The sequence below is a fragment of the Criibacterium bergeronii genome, assembly GCF_001693775.2.
Taxonomy (GTDB): domain Bacteria; phylum Bacillota; class Clostridia; order Peptostreptococcales; family Filifactoraceae; genus Peptoanaerobacter; species Peptoanaerobacter bergeronii.
On sequence record NZ_MBEW02000004.1, the window covers coordinates 13,085 to 29,524 of the forward strand.

At 35.3% G+C, this 16,440-nt stretch carries 27 protein-coding genes; 25 read left to right on the forward strand and 2 right to left on the reverse strand.

Annotation, left to right across the window (positions count from 1 at the left end; genetic code table 11):
- Window positions 1-9: 9 nt before the first annotated feature.
- Both BBG48_RS02665 and BBG48_RS02670 read right to left on the reverse strand, forming a co-directional pair.
- Window positions 10-1,041, reverse strand: a complete 1,032-nt coding sequence (locus BBG48_RS02665) for an ABC transporter permease (RefSeq protein WP_068912523.1) — start codon at window positions 1,039-1,041, stop codon at window positions 10-12.
- A gap of 70 nt (window positions 1,042-1,111) precedes the next feature.
- A complete protein-coding gene (locus tag BBG48_RS02670) occupies window positions 1,112-2,227 on the reverse strand; it encodes a sugar ABC transporter substrate-binding protein (RefSeq protein WP_068912525.1) in 1,116 nt (371 codons plus the stop codon).
- 316 nt (window positions 2,228-2,543) lie between these two features.
- Between BBG48_RS02670 and BBG48_RS02675 the strand changes: the two genes are divergently transcribed.
- The 25 genes from BBG48_RS02675 (at window position 2,544) to map (ending at window position 16,440) form a co-directional block, all read left to right on the forward strand.
- A complete protein-coding gene (locus BBG48_RS02675) occupies window positions 2,544-3,734 on the forward strand; it encodes an ROK family transcriptional regulator (protein WP_068912527.1) in 1,191 nt (396 codons plus the stop codon).
- Between the two features lie 646 nt (window positions 3,735-4,380).
- The gene (gene rpsJ / locus BBG48_RS02680; protein ID WP_068912529.1) at window positions 4,381-4,692 is read left to right on the forward strand and encodes a 30S ribosomal protein S10; all 312 of its coding nucleotides are present in this window, start codon (window positions 4,381-4,383) and stop codon (window positions 4,690-4,692) included.
- A 74-nt stretch (window positions 4,693-4,766) separates the two neighbouring features.
- On the forward strand, window positions 4,767-5,390 hold the full coding sequence (rplC, locus tag BBG48_RS02685) for a 50S ribosomal protein L3 (protein ID WP_068912530.1): 624 nt from the start codon (window positions 4,767-4,769) through the stop codon (window positions 5,388-5,390).
- An 18-nt stretch (window positions 5,391-5,408) separates the two neighbouring features.
- Window positions 5,409-6,035 (forward strand): 50S ribosomal protein L4, encoded by a 627-nt coding sequence (gene rplD, locus BBG48_RS02690; RefSeq protein ID WP_068912532.1) that lies wholly within the window; start codon window positions 5,409-5,411, stop codon window positions 6,033-6,035.
- A complete protein-coding gene (gene rplW, locus BBG48_RS02695) occupies window positions 6,035-6,319 on the forward strand; it encodes a 50S ribosomal protein L23 (protein WP_068912533.1) in 285 nt (94 codons plus the stop codon). Before rplD ends, rplW begins: the two co-directional genes overlap by 1 nt.
- Window positions 6,320-6,346: 27 nt before the next feature.
- Window positions 6,347-7,174 (forward strand): 50S ribosomal protein L2, encoded by an 828-nt coding sequence (gene rplB / locus BBG48_RS02700; RefSeq protein WP_068912535.1) that lies wholly within the window; start codon window positions 6,347-6,349, stop codon window positions 7,172-7,174.
- A 19-nt stretch (window positions 7,175-7,193) separates the two neighbouring features.
- Complete coding sequence (gene rpsS, locus BBG48_RS02705; RefSeq protein ID WP_068912537.1) at window positions 7,194-7,475, forward strand: 30S ribosomal protein S19; 282 nt, start codon at window positions 7,194-7,196, stop codon at window positions 7,473-7,475.
- Between the two features lie 37 nt (window positions 7,476-7,512).
- Entirely contained in the window at window positions 7,513-7,857 is a 345-nt protein-coding gene (rplV, locus tag BBG48_RS02710; RefSeq protein ID WP_068912539.1) for a 50S ribosomal protein L22, read from the forward strand.
- Window positions 7,858-7,876: 19 nt separating this feature from the next.
- Window positions 7,877-8,704 carry a 30S ribosomal protein S3 gene (gene rpsC / locus BBG48_RS02715; protein WP_068912541.1) on the forward strand — a complete coding sequence of 276 codons (828 nt, stop codon included), beginning with the start codon at window positions 7,877-7,879 and terminating at the stop codon, window positions 8,702-8,704.
- Window positions 8,705-8,731: 27 nt separating this feature from the next.
- Window positions 8,732-9,169: a 50S ribosomal protein L16 gene (gene rplP / locus BBG48_RS02720; RefSeq protein WP_068912542.1), complete on the forward strand. Its 438-nt coding sequence runs from the start codon at window positions 8,732-8,734 to the stop codon at window positions 9,167-9,169.
- A complete protein-coding gene (gene rpmC / locus BBG48_RS02725; RefSeq protein ID WP_068912544.1) occupies window positions 9,159-9,353 on the forward strand; it encodes a 50S ribosomal protein L29 in 195 nt (64 codons plus the stop codon). Before rplP ends, rpmC begins: the two co-directional genes overlap by 11 nt.
- 17 nt (window positions 9,354-9,370) lie before the next feature.
- Window positions 9,371-9,631: a 30S ribosomal protein S17 gene (rpsQ, locus tag BBG48_RS02730; protein WP_068912545.1), complete on the forward strand. Its 261-nt coding sequence runs from the start codon at window positions 9,371-9,373 to the stop codon at window positions 9,629-9,631.
- A gap of 34 nt (window positions 9,632-9,665) precedes the next feature.
- A complete protein-coding gene (gene rplN / locus BBG48_RS02735) occupies window positions 9,666-10,034 on the forward strand; it encodes a 50S ribosomal protein L14 (protein ID WP_068912547.1) in 369 nt (122 codons plus the stop codon).
- Between the two features lie 12 nt (window positions 10,035-10,046).
- A complete protein-coding gene (gene rplX, locus BBG48_RS02740; RefSeq protein ID WP_068912549.1) occupies window positions 10,047-10,352 on the forward strand; it encodes a 50S ribosomal protein L24 in 306 nt (101 codons plus the stop codon).
- 17 nt (window positions 10,353-10,369) lie between these two features.
- The gene (gene rplE, locus BBG48_RS02745; RefSeq protein WP_068912550.1) at window positions 10,370-10,912 is read left to right on the forward strand and encodes a 50S ribosomal protein L5; all 543 of its coding nucleotides are present in this window, start codon (window positions 10,370-10,372) and stop codon (window positions 10,910-10,912) included.
- Window positions 10,913-10,926: 14 nt separating this feature from the next.
- Window positions 10,927-11,112: a type Z 30S ribosomal protein S14 gene (locus BBG48_RS02750; protein WP_068912552.1), complete on the forward strand. Its 186-nt coding sequence runs from the start codon at window positions 10,927-10,929 to the stop codon at window positions 11,110-11,112.
- A 27-nt stretch (window positions 11,113-11,139) separates the two neighbouring features.
- A complete protein-coding gene (gene rpsH, locus BBG48_RS02755; protein ID WP_068912554.1) occupies window positions 11,140-11,538 on the forward strand; it encodes a 30S ribosomal protein S8 in 399 nt (132 codons plus the stop codon).
- Between the two features lie 24 nt (window positions 11,539-11,562).
- Window positions 11,563-12,105, forward strand: coding sequence for a 50S ribosomal protein L6 (gene rplF / locus BBG48_RS02760; protein ID WP_068912555.1), 543 nt, complete (start codon window positions 11,563-11,565; stop codon window positions 12,103-12,105).
- A 17-nt stretch (window positions 12,106-12,122) separates the two neighbouring features.
- Window positions 12,123-12,491: a 50S ribosomal protein L18 gene (rplR, locus tag BBG48_RS02765; protein ID WP_068912557.1), complete on the forward strand. Its 369-nt coding sequence runs from the start codon at window positions 12,123-12,125 to the stop codon at window positions 12,489-12,491.
- Window positions 12,492-12,509: 18 nt separating this feature from the next.
- Entirely contained in the window at window positions 12,510-13,013 is a 504-nt protein-coding gene (rpsE, locus tag BBG48_RS02770) for a 30S ribosomal protein S5 (RefSeq protein ID WP_068912559.1), read from the forward strand.
- A 13-nt stretch (window positions 13,014-13,026) separates the two neighbouring features.
- The gene (rpmD, locus tag BBG48_RS02775; RefSeq protein WP_068912560.1) at window positions 13,027-13,206 is read left to right on the forward strand and encodes a 50S ribosomal protein L30; all 180 of its coding nucleotides are present in this window, start codon (window positions 13,027-13,029) and stop codon (window positions 13,204-13,206) included.
- A 16-nt stretch (window positions 13,207-13,222) separates the two neighbouring features.
- Window positions 13,223-13,669 (forward strand): 50S ribosomal protein L15, encoded by a 447-nt coding sequence (gene rplO / locus BBG48_RS02780; RefSeq protein WP_068912562.1) that lies wholly within the window; start codon window positions 13,223-13,225, stop codon window positions 13,667-13,669.
- Window positions 13,669-14,943 (forward strand): preprotein translocase subunit SecY, encoded by a 1,275-nt coding sequence (secY, locus tag BBG48_RS02785; RefSeq protein ID WP_068912564.1) that lies wholly within the window; start codon window positions 13,669-13,671, stop codon window positions 14,941-14,943. The genes rplO and secY overlap by 1 nt, the downstream gene beginning before the upstream one ends.
- Before the next feature lie 97 nt (window positions 14,944-15,040).
- Complete coding sequence (locus tag BBG48_RS02790; protein ID WP_068912565.1) at window positions 15,041-15,691, forward strand: adenylate kinase; 651 nt, start codon at window positions 15,041-15,043, stop codon at window positions 15,689-15,691.
- On the forward strand, window positions 15,691-16,440 hold the full coding sequence (gene map, locus BBG48_RS02795; protein WP_068912567.1) for a type I methionyl aminopeptidase: 750 nt from the start codon (window positions 15,691-15,693) through the stop codon (window positions 16,438-16,440). The genes BBG48_RS02790 and map overlap by 1 nt, the downstream gene beginning before the upstream one ends.

Consider the following 16,440-nt stretch of genomic DNA (forward strand, 5'->3'; position numbering starts at 1 on the left):
ATATCCCCCTTACTTAACTATGAACTTACTATCTCTTGAAATGGAAAGAGATACAGCAATTATAATGATTACACCTTTTACAGCCTCTTGTATAAAAGGATTAACTCCGATTAATATCATACAGTTTTGTATTACAGTGATGCTCAGCACCCCTACTAATGATTGGAACATACCGCCTTTGCCGCCGGATAGTGCTGCACCACCTACAACTAAGGCTGTGATAGTAGTAAATAAATTGTTTACTCCTATGCTAAACTCACCTCTTTGAAGTCTTATTGCTCCAAATATACCTGCAACGGATGCACAAAGAGCACACCAAGCAAATATCTTTATTTTTACCTTATCTATATTAATTCCATTTGCTCTAACTATTGACTCGTTATCACCTATTGCGTATACTGACGCACCAAAGGCAGTATATTTTTGCAAAAATACTCCAATAGCAAACACTACAAAGGCTATCCATGTAAGATATGGGATACCTAGCAAGCTACCGCTGGATAGCTTAGCAAACATTGGGTCGGTGATAGTAGCAGGCTTGCCCATATAAGACATTATTGCAAAACCTGTTGCAACACTACCCATACCAAAAGTTACAATAAATGAAGGAATTCTCATTTTAACGTGTAAAAAACCAGTAAGAGCACCGATTGACGCTCCTAATAAAAGAATAATTATAAAAGCTAAAATACCAAAATTATTTCCATTTTTATTGTTGAGTACCAATAAACTTACTACAGAACCGGCAAGACCCATCACACCCTCTAAGGATAAGTCTATACATCCAATCAATATTACAAAGGTTAAACCGGTCGCTAACACAAGAGGAATTGAAATTTGATTTAAAAGATTTACAACATTAGTTAATGAAAAAAATCCTTTTACAAATATAGAGGCTAAAACTATAATCGTAGCAAGTACAATTAAAGGAGCAGCTTTGGATAGCTTATCCTTTTTTTGCTGGCTCTTTATTTTCTCAGCAAACTCTTCAGCTATACTAAGATTTGAATTATTCTGTTTGTTAGTCTTTAGAGTATCCATTTGTATTTGCCCTTTCTATTTATAAAAAATCCGCTATAAATAGCGGATTTTTTATAATAATTGTAAATTACTATTTTATCTCCATAGGTCTTGCTACTACAAAGTCTAGGTCGTTAAAGTCGTAAGTTGGAGTGCTATCCACGAATGTAGATTTGAAATCTTTTAAATTTGTAGCATCTACGAAACTGCCATCTGTGTAGAATGCTCTAGTTTTTAATTCATCAACTTTAATTTTTCCAGCGTATGCTTGATATGCAAAAGACGCACCATATCCACCTTGTAGGTATCCATTGTTAGCAACTGTGCATACTATGTCTCCTGCCTCAATAGCATCTAATGCAGCTGAAACACCATCAACACCGCAAAGTTTAACTTTTCCGTTTAGACCCTTTGCCTTTAATGCTTGTAATGCACCTATAGCCATGTCATCATTTGCACACCAAATACCATCGATGTCTTCGCCATATTTTGCAAGCCAAGTTTCCGTTGTTTTAAGAGCCTCTTGAGAACTCCAGTTAGCAACCTGTGTGTCTAATAATTCAATGTCAGGATATTCTGCAAGAGCTTTGTTAAGACCTTCATATCTTTCTACTGCGGAGTCGTTTCCTAATTGACCTTGTAGAGCTAATATTTTACCCTTACCTTTTGTTTCAAAAGTATCGAAGATTGCTTTTGCAATATCATAACCTTGAGCAACACCGTCAACTGATTGGTGAGCTACATAATATTTGTAATCTGCTGGATTAAGACCTTCTGCTAAATGCCATACACTTGTCCAATAAACTCCTGCTTCTTCGCAAACTTCTGCGATAGCTGCGGTATTTGGAGCATTACTTGGGTCTACATAGAATATACAGTTTTTACCATGGCTGGCTATGAAAGCTTTAATACCATTTAATTGTTTTTCGTCATCACCATCGCAAGTTAATACTTCTACCTCCGCTGTGCCTTCAGGTAATGTTTTTGCAAACATTTTTACACCTTCAGCCTCTTGGTTCCAGTATTCGTTGTCTGTGGAGTGAATACAAGCAGCTATGTATAATTTGTCTTTGCTAGCTGTATCTTCTGTCTTTGTTTCTTCTTTTGCAGCATCTTTTGTTTCAGTCTTAGCCGGAGCTTGACCGCCACATGCAGCAAGAGTTGCCATCATTACAATGGCTACCATAATGCCTAAAAATTTTCTCATAGTACCCTCCTATAAAATTAATCTTTCTTAGTAATTCATTCTTGAATTATATAATCAATTAATTCATTGAATGAATTAATTATATTTAAATTATACTCTGTCTTTTTATATTGTCAATCGTTTTCTGCAAAGCTTATAAAATTTTTTAATCATTAATGTAAAATTTATAAAGCAAATCTGCTACAAATAAGCAAATAGTGTATTATTTATGATAATAACACAGTTTTTATGTACTTTTTTAAACTTGTAACGGATATGCTTTTTATGATATAATTTTTTAAAAATATGCGTATGACTTAACAAAGGGGGTGATTATTTGGACTACAAAAGAGGAAAAAACATATTTGATTTGCAATCTATGAACCGCTCATTAATATTAAATATAATTCGAAAATACCAAAATGTAAGTAGGGCACAAATTGCAAAAAAAACCGGGCTAAAACCATCTACAGTTACGAATATTGTCAATGATTTAATAGAAGATACTTTGGTTGTTGAAAAAGGGTATGTAGACAATGGCGTTGGGAGAAAGTCTATACAGTTGTCACTAAACACACAATTATATAGAATATTGGCGGTAAGGCTTACTAGGCATCATATACTATTTGGAATATTCGACCTTAATTTGAACGATTATGAAATCATAAAATATAGGATAGACTTGGACAACGACCCCTTCGCTATTTTAGAAGAATTGAAATTAAAAATTAAAGCTACTTTTGAAAAATATCAAAATTATAAATATATAGGTATAGGAGTGTCTGTGCCCGGACCATTTATAAAGGGTGAAAAAAATCTTATATATTTGTCAAATTTTTCTAAATGGAGAGAAATTGACATACAAGAGTATTTGCGGAAATGTTTTAATTTGCCGGTGAGAATGGTTCACGATGCAAAGGCTGGAGCATTATGCGAATGGTGGCTGGATACACCGTTTTTGGACAAGGGTAGTTTAATTTATTTAGCAGCAGGGCAAGGTATAGGTGCAGGACTGATAGTAGATGGAGAAGTGCTCAACGGAAGTCTGGGAATATTAGGGGAGATAGGGCATACTTCAATAAACTTTGATGGTAAAAAATGTAAGTGCGGTAATGTGGGCTGTTTAGAAACTTATGCGTCAACTATAGCTATTTTAGATAGAAAAGATGAGCTATTAAAAAACGGCAAATACAAAAATACACCTCTTACATTAAATTCAAATATAGATGATTATTTTAATGCTTTACTTTCAAAAGATAGATTGGCTGAGCGTATATTTAAAGAGGCTGTAGGCTATCTTGCTGTTGGCATAGTAAACATAATCAATTCATACAATCCGGATATAATTATTATAGGTGATGAATATTCTAAAGCCGGAGACAAATTGCTGAAACTGTTGTCACCTTTAATCAAGGATAGAGTCATACAGGAGGTGTTTGAAAAAACTCAGATTAGAATAAGTAAATTCAAGATGGATTCAGCATTAATTGGTGCAGCTGCATATTTTTTGGATAATACGGAGAATTGATTTGATATTTTTATCTAATAAAATGCTTAGTATATTCACATTTCGCTGCACGTTTACTTTGTTTACTCTTATGGCTTTCAATCTTCTTTGATGAACACACCTATAGTTATTGATGTTATAATTAGGTGTTAATAATGGCATTTGAATATAGATTGGGAATGTAAAAAGCTTTAGCGATTAAATTCACTAAAGCTTTTTTATTAAAAGATATTTTATAGAAGGTGGTTAGTTATTTATTTCATTATTAAAATATTCGAAAGCCTCTTTATCTGTAAATCCTTCATGAACTATTTTGTGTAAAAAAGTCAAAAATGGTTGACTTTATTACACAAAAAATAAAATTTTACACAAAAAACTATTGCAATTTACTTTAAGATGCTCTATAATATCAGGGTATGTTTAGAAAGAGCTGAAAACAAACGGCTATGAAGCAAAAGGTTGCCCACACCCAGCCAAGGCGTGAGGATATTTTTGTGGAGCAAGTAAACATCGATGAATGTTGCGACGAGGCTATTTTTTTATGCAAAGCAACTACAAAACACACGGGTCAGTTTACACAGAAACTATGTGTTAAAAAAAGTAGTTACAGCACAAAAAAACCTAGGCTCTGTTGTACGAAAAATGTACGATAGGAGGAAAAAAATTAATGGCAGCACAACAAAAAATCAGAATCAAATTAAAATCTTATGACCACTCTATACTTGATATGGCAGCTCAAAAAATAGTAGAAATAGCAAAATCTACTGGTGCAAAAGTAAGCGGACCAGTACCACTACCTACTAAAAAAGAAATCATAACAATAATAAGAGCAACACATAAGTACAAAGATTCTAGAGAGCAGTTCGAAATAAGAACTCACAAAAGACTCATTGATATTTTGGAGCCAAGCCCTAAGACAGTCGATTCTTTAATAAGATTAGACTTACCGGCTGGCATCGAAATAGAAATCAAAAAGTAGAAAATATTTTTATACGGCGTACCTGTTCTTAGGATGATTACAAAAGTAATCCGCTGTAAGTACAAGGAGGAAAAATGAAAGCAATAATGGGTAAAAAACTAGGCATGACCCAAGTCTTCAAAGAAGACGGAAGACTAGTGCCAGTTACAGTAATCGAAGCAGGACCAATGCTCGTTACACAAATCAAGACAAAAGAAACAGATGGTTATGAAGCAGTTCAGTTTGGCTATGGTACAGTCAAAGAACATAACGTAAACAAACCATTAAAAGGACATTTTAAAAAAGCAGGAATCGGTGCTAAAAAATATCTTAGAGAATTCAAAGTATCTGATATAAATGCTTACAAATTAGCAGACGAAGTAGGCGTAGACATATTTGAAGAAGGAACAACAGTAGACGCTACAGCAACTTCAAAAGGTAAGGGATTCCAAGGGCCAATAAAAAGACATGGACAATCAAGAGGACCTGAAACTCACGGCTCACATTATCACAGAGGTCCAGGGTCTATGGGTATGTGTTCAACACCATCTAGAGTATACAAAGGTAAAAAGTTGGCAGGTCACATGGGTGCAGTTCAAGTAACTGTTAAGAACCTTGAAGTTGTTCAAATAGATAAAGAAAACAATCTTATACTTATAAAAGGCTCAGTACCAGGACCTAAAAAAGGACTAGTGCTCATAAAAGAGTCAAATAGATAGTGAAAGGAGGAGTAAGATATGCCAAAAATTGACGTATATGATATAAACGGAAAAGTAATAGAACAAATGGATTTATCAGATGAACTTTTTGCAGCTGAAATAAGCGAATATTGCGTACACTCAGTAGTAAAAAATCATCTTGCAAATAAAAGACAAGGAACACAATCTGCAAAAACAAGAGCTGAAGTAAGCGGCGGAGGAAGAAAACCTTGGAGACAAAAAGGAACTGGTAGAGCAAGACAAGGTTCTACAAGGTCACCGCAATGGGTTGGCGGTGGTGTAGTATTTGCACCAAAACCAAGAGATTACAGCTATAAAATAAACAAAAAAATAAAGAGAATAGCTATAAAGAGCGTTTTAACAGATAAAGTGAACAACCAAAAATTGGTAGTATTAAATGAATTAAAATTTGATGCTCCTAAGACAAAACAGTTTGCTGAAACTATGAAAAACCTTAAAATAAACGACAAAAAGACACTTTTTGTTACAGCTGAAAACGACCAAAACGTAGTACGTTCTGGAAGAAACATCAAAGGCGTATCAATTGCATTTGCAGACGTAATAAACACTTATGACGTAATAAACAACGAAATCCTCGTTATGACTAAAGATGCAGTGTTAAGAGCTCAGGAGGTGTTTATATAATGATAGCATACGACATCATAAAAAGACCTGTAATCTCTGAAAAAAGCATGGGAATGACAGGAGATAAAAAATACACATTCATAGTAGATAAAAACGCTGATAAGTTGCAAATAAAAGCAGCTATCGAAGAAATCTTCGAAGTAGAAGTAGAAAAAGTAAATACTATGAACTATGATGGAAGAAAGAAAAGGGTTGGAAAGTATGTTGGTAAAACAGCATCTTTCAAAAAAGCGATAGTACAATTATCAGAATCAAGCAAAGAAATAGAAATATTTGGAGCGTAAGCTCATAAATAGATAAGGAGTGAAAAAATGGCTATAAAATCATTTAAACCTACTACTCCGTCAAGAAGACACATGACAGTTGTGTCAAGAGAAGGACTATCAAAAGTAGCTCCAGAAAAAAGTCTTCTAACAAATTTGAAAAAGAACGCCGGAAGAAATGCACAAGGTAAAATCACAGTAAGACATAAAGGCGGCGGAGTAAAGAGAAAATATAGAATAATAGACTTCAAAAGAGACAAAGACGGTATAGCTGCAACAGTAGCAACAATAGAGTATGATCCAAACAGAACAGCAAACATCGCACTACTTAACTATAAAGACGGAGAAAAAAGATATATCTTAGCTCCAGAAGGTTTGAAAGTAGGAGATGTAGTTTACTCAGGAGCCGGCTCAGATATAAAAGTAGGAAACTGCTTACAAATGAAAGATATGCCGGTTGGCACTCTTGTACACAACATTGAATTAAGTGTTGGGAAAGGTGCACAGCTAGTAAGGTCAGCAGGAGTATCAGCACAGCTAATGGCTAAAGAAGGCAAATATGTAACACTTAGACTCCCATCAGGAGAAATGAGATATGTAAATGCTAACTGCAAAGCAACAATAGGTGAAGTAGGAAACGAAGAACACCAAAACGTAAACATCGGTAAAGCTGGAAGAAAAAGACATATGGGTATAAGACCTACAGTAAGAGGTTCTGTAATGAACCCTAACGATCACCCACACGGTGGTGGTGAAGGTAGAGCACCTATAGGCAGACCAGGTCCAGTTACACCTTGGGGTAAACCAGCTCTAGGCTACAAGACAAGAGATAAGAAAAAACGTACTAACAAAATGATAGTTAAAGGAAGAAAATAGGAAATCACGGAGGAGATAAATGAGCAGATCATCTAAAAAAGGTGCATTCGTCCATGAAGGGCTATATAAGAAAATCCTCAAGATGAATGAAACGGGCGACAAACAAGTCATAAAGGTTTGGTCAAGATCTTCTACTATATATCCTGAATTTATAGGACACACACTAGCCATCCATGATGGAAGAAAACATGTGCCAGTATATATAACAGAAGATATGGTAGGACATAAACTTGGTGAATTTGTTCCTACAAGAACATTCAAAGGTCACAAGGACGACGATAGAACCTCAAAAACTAAATAGAACCCCCTTATAAAAGGGTAAGGAAAGGAGAATATAGATGGCAGATATAAAAGAAGCAAGAGCCATTGCCAAATATGTTAGGACATCACCTAGAAAAGCCGCAAAAATTTGTGACTTAGTAAGAGGCAAAAATATCGAAGAAGCCTTAGCAATACTAAAGTTTATGCCTAACAACGGAGCTGAAATAATAGCAAAAGTCGTTAAATCAGCAGCAGCAAACGCAGAAAACAACTTTGAAATGGATAAAAATAAACTCTATATATCTAAAGTATGGGCTAATCAAGGACCTACACTAAAAAGATTCATGCCAAGAGCAAGAGGAAGCGCGGCACCAATAAGAAAGAGGACAAGCCATATAGAAGTATTCGTACAAGAAAGATAAATAGAATGGAGGAGACTAAATGGGTCAAAAAGTAAGCCCTCATGGACTTAGAGTCGGTATCAACAAGAACTGGGACTCAAGATGGTTTGCCGGAAAAGACAAACTTGCTGAATATATCAAAGAAGATAACGAAATAAGAAAGTTCATGAAAAAGGAACTAAACCAAGCAGACCTTTCTAGAGTAGAAATCGAAAGAGTTGGCGACAAACTAAAACTTAACCTCTTCACTGCAAAACCAGGAATGGTAATCGGTAAAGGTGGAAAAGGAATAGACGAACTAAAAGAAAAAGTTGAGAAATTCACTCATAAGAATGTATTTATAAACATAGAAGAAATCAAAAACCCGGATGCAGATGCACAATTAGTTGCAGAAAAAATTGCAAACGCACTAGAAAGACGTATCGCATTCAGACGTGCAATGAAACAATCAATGCAAAGAACAATGAGAACAAGAGGCGTAAAAGGAATAAAAGTATCTACATCAGGCAGACTTGGTGGAGCAGAAATAGCTCGTTCAGAAGGATACGCAGAAGGTGTAGTACCACTACACACACTAAGAGCTGATATAGATTACGGATTTGCAGAAGCAGACACAACTTACGGGAAATTAGGCGTAAAAGTTTGGATATGCAAAGGCGAAATCTTAAAAGACAGAAACGGTGAAAAAAGAGACTTTGATGCCCTAATGGGAAATAAAGACGATAAGAAAAAGAAAGCAAGAAGAAGACCAGAAGGCGAAAACGGACAAAGAGAAAATAATCACAACAATAGAAAAAGAAATTACAACAATAACACAAACAATCAAGGAAGAACACAACAAAGAAGAAATCAGCCTAAAGAAGTGTAAAACAATTGGGAAGGAGGCAATATATAAATGTTAATGCCAAAAAGAGTGAAACATCGTAGAGTTCACAGAGGTAAAATGGCAGGCAAAGCAACAAAAGGAAACAAAATTGCTTATGGTGAATTTGGACTAGTTGCACAAGAACCTGCATGGATAACATCAAACCAAATAGAAGCAGCCCGTGTAGCTATAAATAGATCAATAAGAAGAGGCGGAAAAGTTTGGATAAATATATTCCCACACAAATCTGTAACTAAGAAACCAGCAGAAGTCAGAATGGGTTCCGGTAAAGGTGCTCCTGAATATTGGGTAGCAGTAGTTAAACCGGGAAGAGTGTTATTTGAAATGGCGGGAATACCAGAAGAAAGAGCAAGAGAAGCATTAAGACTAGCAATGCATAAATTGCCTATAAAATGCAAATTTGTGAAAAAAGAAGATATAGAAGGCGGTGATGTTGTTGAAGGCTAATGAACTAAGAGAAATGAATCTAACAGATTTAAATAACGCGCTTGTAAACAGCAAAAAAGAGCTTTTTAATCTACGTTTTCAACTTGCGACAGGACAATTAGAAAATCAAGTAAAAATAAGAAGCGTAAGAAGAGACATCGCAAGAATAAACACTATAATTACAGAAAAACAGGCTCTATCTTAGGATGAAAGGGAATAAAAATGCAAAAAGAAAAAAATAGAAAATTTAAAATAGGCTACGTTACATCTGACAAAATGGATAAAACAGTAGTTGTATCTATTGCACAGCTTGTTCGTCACCCTTTGTACTCCAAACCTGTAAAGAAAACAAGGAAATTCAAAGCGCATGACGAAAATAACGAGTGTAAAATAGGATATAAAGTAAGAATAGGCGAAACAAGACCCCTATCAAAAGACAAAAGATGGGAAGTAGTACAAATAATAGAAAAAGTCGAAGAGTAATTTTGACTAGAAAAGTTTTTAAGGAGGCAAAGTCATGATACAGCAAGAAACAAGACTTAAAGTTGCCGATAATTCTGGAGCAAAAGAACTTCTTTGCATAAGAGTACTCGGTGGCACTAATAGAAAAATAGCAAAAATTGGCGACGTAATAGTTTGTGCTGTTAAATCCGCAACACCAGGTGGCGTTGTGAAAAAAGGTAAAGTAGTTAAAGCCGTTGTAGTAAGAACAAAATCTCCATTAAAGAGAAAAGATGGCAGCTACGTTTCATTTGATGAAAATGCAGCAGTAATAATAAAAGACGATAAAACACCAGCAGGCACAAGAATATTTGGACCAGTAGCAAGAGAATTAAGAGATAAACAATTTATGAAAATAATCTCACTTGCTCCAGAAGTTCTGTAAGAGGAGGGTAAAATGCGTATCAAAAGCGGAGATACTGTAATAGTAATCGCAGGAAAAGATAAAGGCAAAAAAGGAAAAGTACTAGAAGCTTACCCTTCAAAAAACAAAGTGCTAGTTGAAGGCGTAAACATGGTAACAAAAAGTGAAAAACCTAGTCGTACAAATATGCAAGGTGGAATCACTCACAAAGAATCACCAATAGACGTATCAAACGTAATGTACTTTGACGCAAAAAGCGGAAAAGGAACAAAAATCGGATATAAAATAGAAGATGGCAAGAAAGTAAGAATCGCTAAAAAGACAGGCGAACAGATATAAAGTAAAGGAGGTAAGACATGAGCGCAAGACTTCAAGAAAAATATAATAATGAAGTTGTCAAAGCCTTAATGGACAAATTCAATTATAAAAATATCATGCAAGTACCAAAGCTTGAAAAAATCGTAATCAACATGGGCGTAGGAGAAGCAAAAGAAAACTCTAAATTCCTTGACTCTGCAGTAAGCGAATTAGAAACTATAACAGGACAAAAGCCAATAGTTACAAAATCAAGAAAATCTGTAGCAAACTTCAAAATAAGAGAAGGAATGCCAATAGGTACAAAAGTAACACTAAGAGGCGACAAAATGTTTTATTTTGCAGATAAGCTCTTCAATATATCACTCCCAAGAGTAAGAGACTTTAAAGGCGTAAACAAAAATTCCTTTGATGGTAGAGGAAACTATGCACTTGGTATAAAAGAGCAGTTGATATTCCCAGAAATAGAATTTGATAAAGTAGACAAAACAAGAGGAATGGACATTATATTTGTTACAACTGCACAAACAGACGAAGAAGCAAGAGAACTACTATCACTAATGGGAATGCCGTTTGCAAAATAAAGGAGGAATACAACGTGGCTAGAAAAGCTATGATTATTAAGCAACAGAGAAAACAAAAGTATCAAACACGTGAATATACAAGATGCTCAATATGCGGAAGACCACACTCAGTTTTGAAAAAATACGGAATTTGCCGTATATGCTTCAGAAACCTGGCTTATAAAGGTCAAATCCCAGGCGTTAAAAAAGCGTCTTGGTAAGAAAAAAAGCAAAAAGGAGGTAAAACAATGTCAATGTCAGATCCAATAGCGGATATGCTAACTAGGATAAGAAATGCAAACATGATAAAACACGATACAGTAGAAATACCAGCATCAAACATGAAAAAAGAAATAGCAAGAATCCTACTAGAACAGGGCTATATTAAAGCTTACAACGTTGTAGAAGATGACAAGCAAGGAATGATAAAAATCCGCTTGAAATACACAAAAGACGGACAAAAAGTAATCTCTGGTCTAAAGAAAATATCTAAACCAGGTATGAGAGTTTACGCAAGCAAAGATAATGTACCAAGAGTTTACAATGGTATAGGTATATCAATAATATCTACATCAAAAGGTATGCTAACAGACAAACAAGCAAGAGAAAATCAAGTAGGCGGAGAGGTAATCTGCTACGTTTGGTAAAATCAGTAAGAAGGAGGTGCTAAAGTGTCAAGAATTGGAAATAAAGAAATAACAGTGCCAGCAGGCGTTACAATAGACGTACAAGAAACAAATCTAGTACAAGTAAAAGGACCTAAAGGAACACTTCAAGAACAAATTTCTCCAGAAATGATTATAGAACAAGAAGCTGGAGTATTAAGAGTTAAAAGACCAAGTGAAGATAAAAAACACAGGTCACTACATGGACTTTCTAGAACACTTATAAATAACATGATAGTTGGCGTAACTGAAGGTTACCAAAAGAAACTAGAAATAGTTGGTGTAGGATATAAAGCTGCAAAACAAGGGAAAAAATTGGTGCTTAGCCTTGGATATTCTCATCCAGTAGAAATGGAAGACCCAGAAGGAATTGAAGTAGAAGTACAAGAAGCTACAAAAATAGTTGTTAAAGGCAACAATAAACAAGCAGTTGGCAACTATGCGGCTAAAATAAGAGACTGGAGAAAACCAGAACCTTACAAGGGTAAAGGAATAAGATACGAAGGCGAACACGTAAGAAGAAAAGAAGGAAAAACAGGTAAAAAGTAAAGGGGTGAGAACAAGTAATGTTTAATAAAACTAACAAAGCTGAAAATAGAAAAGCAAGACACTTGAGAGTCCGCAAAAATGTTTCTGGCACAGCAGCAAGACCTAGACTTTGCGTGTTTAAGAGTGCTAAAAATATGTATGCACAAATAATAGACGACGAGAACAGAGTAACACTTACCTCTGCATCTACCATAGATAAATCTATTGATCTCCAAGGCGAGTATGCAGGAAACAAAGCTGCAGCTAAAAAAGTTGGCGAACTAATCGCACAAAGAGCCCTTGAAAAAGGGATAGAAGAAGTTGTGTTTGATAGAGCTGGATACTTGTATCATGGAAGAGTAAAAGAACTTGCAGAAGGTGCAAGGGAAAAAGGACTTAAATTCTAAGGGAAAAGGAGGATACGCATGATAAATGCCAAGATAGATGCATCTAAGTTAGACATGGAAGAAAGAGTAGTTGAGATAAGAAGAGTAACAAAAGTTGTAAAAGGCGGAAGAAACATGAGATTTGCAGCTCTTGTTATCGTTGGAGATAGAAACGGTCATGTTGGATACGGTGCAGGAAAAGCAATGGAAGTACCAGATGCTATAAGAAAAGCAGTAGAAGCAGCTAAAAAGAACTTAATCACTGTACCTATAGTTGGAACAACAGTACCTCACAGAATAGAAGGCAAACATGGTTCTGGTAGCGTACTTATAATGCCAGCGACAGAAGGTACAGGAGTAATTGCAGGTGGAGCTGCACGTGCTATATTAGAACTAGCAGGATACAAAGACGTAAGGTCAAAATCACTAGGTTCAAAAAATGCCAGAAACGTAGTAAATGCTACAGTAGCTGGACTTGCAAACCTTAGAACAATGGAACAAGTTGCAGAGCTTAGAGAAAAAAAAGTAGAAGACCTTATTTAATAAGGAGGCAAAAGTGGCAAATTTAAAAATTACTCTTGAAAGAGGCGTAATCGGCACTAAACCAAGCCAAAGGGCAACAGTTGCTGCATTAGGACTAAAAAAGAGAGAACATTTCGTAATAAAAGAAGACACACCTCAACTAAGAGGCATGATAAATAAAGTAAAACACTTAGTAAAGGTAGAAGAACAATAATATAGGAGGTGACAAAATGCAACTACATGAATTAAGACCTGCAGAAGGCTCAACACATAAGAAAAAAAGAGTCGGAAGAGGTACAGGTTCAGGCTGGGGAAAAACAGCTGGTAGAGGACAAGATGGTCAAAAATCTAGATCTGGCGGCGGAGTAAGAATAGGCTTCGAAGGTGGTCAGATGCCTCTTTACAGAAGATTACCAAAAAGAGGATTTTCAAATTTTGACTTTGAAAAAAGATACACTTGCATAAATCTTGATAGATTACAAGACTTTGAAGATGGAGCTGAAATAACAGCTGAAATCTTAAAAGATGCAAGAATAATAAGCAAAATTGAAAAAGACGGACTAAAAATACTAGGAAATGGCGAAATCAATAAAAAACTTACAGTCAAGGCAAGTAAATTTACCAAGACTGCTATAGAAAAAATAGAGTCTGCGGGAGGAAAGGCAGAGGTGATCTAATGCTAAAAGCACTTGCAAATGCTTTTAAGATACCGGACCTCAAAAAAAGACTAGTATATACCCTTTTAATGCTTGTAGTATTTAGAGTAGGGACAGCAATACCAGTACCGGGTATAAAAGTTGATGTAATAAAAAGTATGGTACAACAACAAGCTGGGCTATTATCATTTTATGATATAGTTTCAGGGGGAGCACTTAGTAACTTTACAATATTTGCCCTATCAGTTGGACCATACATCACATCATCAATTATCATACAGCTACTAGCAGTAGCCATACCTGCACTAGAAGATATGCAAAAGAGTGGAGAAGAAGGCAGAAAAAAAATCATGCAAATCACAAGATGGACAACAGTAGGTTTAGCACTACTTCAGTCGTCAGCACTTGCAGTTGGATTTTTTAGGTCTGCTCTAGTGTCTCAAGACCCATTAAACGTAATATCAGTGCTGTTAACACTAACAGCCGGCTCAGCATTTTTGATGTGGCTTGGTGAACAAATAACAGAATTTGGTATAGGTAATGGGATATCAATACTAATCTTTGCCGGAATAGTATCAAGAATACCAGGTGGAGCTATAAGAGCCTATGAAATGACTAGAACAGGTGAACTTAATCCAGCTGAAATGATAATATTTTTAGCGGTATCAATAGCAATAATCGTAGGTGTAATAGAAGTATTAGAAGCCGTAAGGAAAGTACCAGTACAACACGCAAAAAGAGTTGTAGGAAGAAAAACTTATGGCGGACAAAGCACACATATACCTATAAAGATAAATCAAGCGGGTGTTATACCAGTAATCTTCGCATCATCAATAATGATGCTACCACAGATGCTCACAATGTTTATTAAAAATCCATCTTATGTGAGTTTCGTAAACAAGTACTTGTCAACTCAAAATCAAACAGGAGTGTATATATATATTCTGTTAGAATTTTTCTTAGTAATAGGATTTACTTACTTTTATGTTTCAATAATATTTAAGCCTGACGAAATAGCAGACAATCTAAAAAATTCAAATGGATTTATCCCAGGAGTTAGACCTGGTAGAAATACAGAAATTTATTTAGATACAGTATCAAATAGACTTACACTTGCAGGTGCAATCTTCCTAGCGATACTAAGTGCTATACCAAGACTTATATTAAGCTTAACACATGTACCATTTTATTTTGGTGGAACATCTCTAATAATCGTAGTTGGGGTTGCTCTAGAAACAATGAAAGCCATAGAAGCACAGATGGTAATGAGACATTATCAAGGATTTTTGAGATAAAAAGCAAGGGTATTTAAAAAAACTACAAAATATGATATAATCTTTGATTGCCAATATTAATTAAAACTTATGTCATATTAGAAGGGTATGGTGAAAAATGAGACTTATAATACTAGGAGCACCAGGAGCTGGTAAGGGTACTCAGGCATCATCAATTTCTGCAAAATACAATGTACCACATATATCCACAGGTGATATATTCAGACAAAACATAAAAGACGGTACAGAGCTTGGAAAAAAAGCAAAGGCTTGTATGGATAAAGGCGAATTAGTACCTGATGACCTAACCTGCGATTTGCTTTTTGACAGAATAGCTAAAGAAGATGCAAAAAATGGATTTTTACTTGATGGATTTCCAAGAAATCTTTATCAAGCAGAAAAACTTAGCGAAAATCTAAAAGCTACGGGTAAAAAACTTGATTTAGCGATAAACGTAGCAGTAGATGAAGATATATTAGTAGATAGAACTACTGGAAGACGTGTATGCAAAAACTGCGGGGCAACATACCATATAAGATATAACAAGCCAAAGCAAGACAGCATATGTGATGTTTGTGTACACGAATTAGTCCAAAGAGACGATGATAAAGAAGAAACAGTTGTAAACAGAATAAAAGTGTACAATGACAGCACAAAACCACTTTTAGACTATTACAAAAAAGAAAATATACTAGTTGACATTGACGGTCAGCAGGATATAGACAAAGTTTTTTCAGATATATCAAAAGCAATTGAAAGCGTAGAATAATGATTACAATAAAATCTGATTCAGAAATACAAAAATTGAGAGATGCCGGCAAAATAGTAGCTGAGACACACGAACTACTAAAAGAACACATAAGAGAAGGCATCTCAACTCATGAGCTTGACAGCATAGCTGAAAAGTTTATAAGAAAAAGTGGAGCAACTCCATCATTTTTGGGTTATGGAGGATTCAAAGGCTCTATATGTGCTTCTATAAATTCAGTAGTAGTACATGGAATACCATCTAAGAATACCATATTAAAAAATGGAGATATAATAAGCTTAGATGTAGGTGCATTTTTCAATGGTTATCATGGTGACGCTGCAAGAACTCATGCGGTAGGGGAAGTTGCTGAAATAGATAAAAAACTAATTGAAGTGACTCAAACCAGCTTTTATAAGGGCATAGAACAAGCGGTTATTGGAAATAGACTTTCTGATATAGGGCACGCAGTGCAAGTATATGTAGAAGAAAATGGATTTTCAGTAATAAGAGATTATGTGGGACACGGAGTAGGTACAAAATTGCACGAGGACCCACAGGTGCCTAATTATGGAGAACCTCATAAAGGACCAAGACTACAAAAAGGTATGGTACTAGCTGTAGAACCTATGGTTGCTCAGGGAACATACAAGATAAAAGTTTTAAAAGATGGCTGGACAGCCGTTATGATAGATAATAAAAACGCCGCTCACTACGAAAACACTTTTGCTATAACTGAAAACGGACCTCAGATATTGACTATTTTGTAA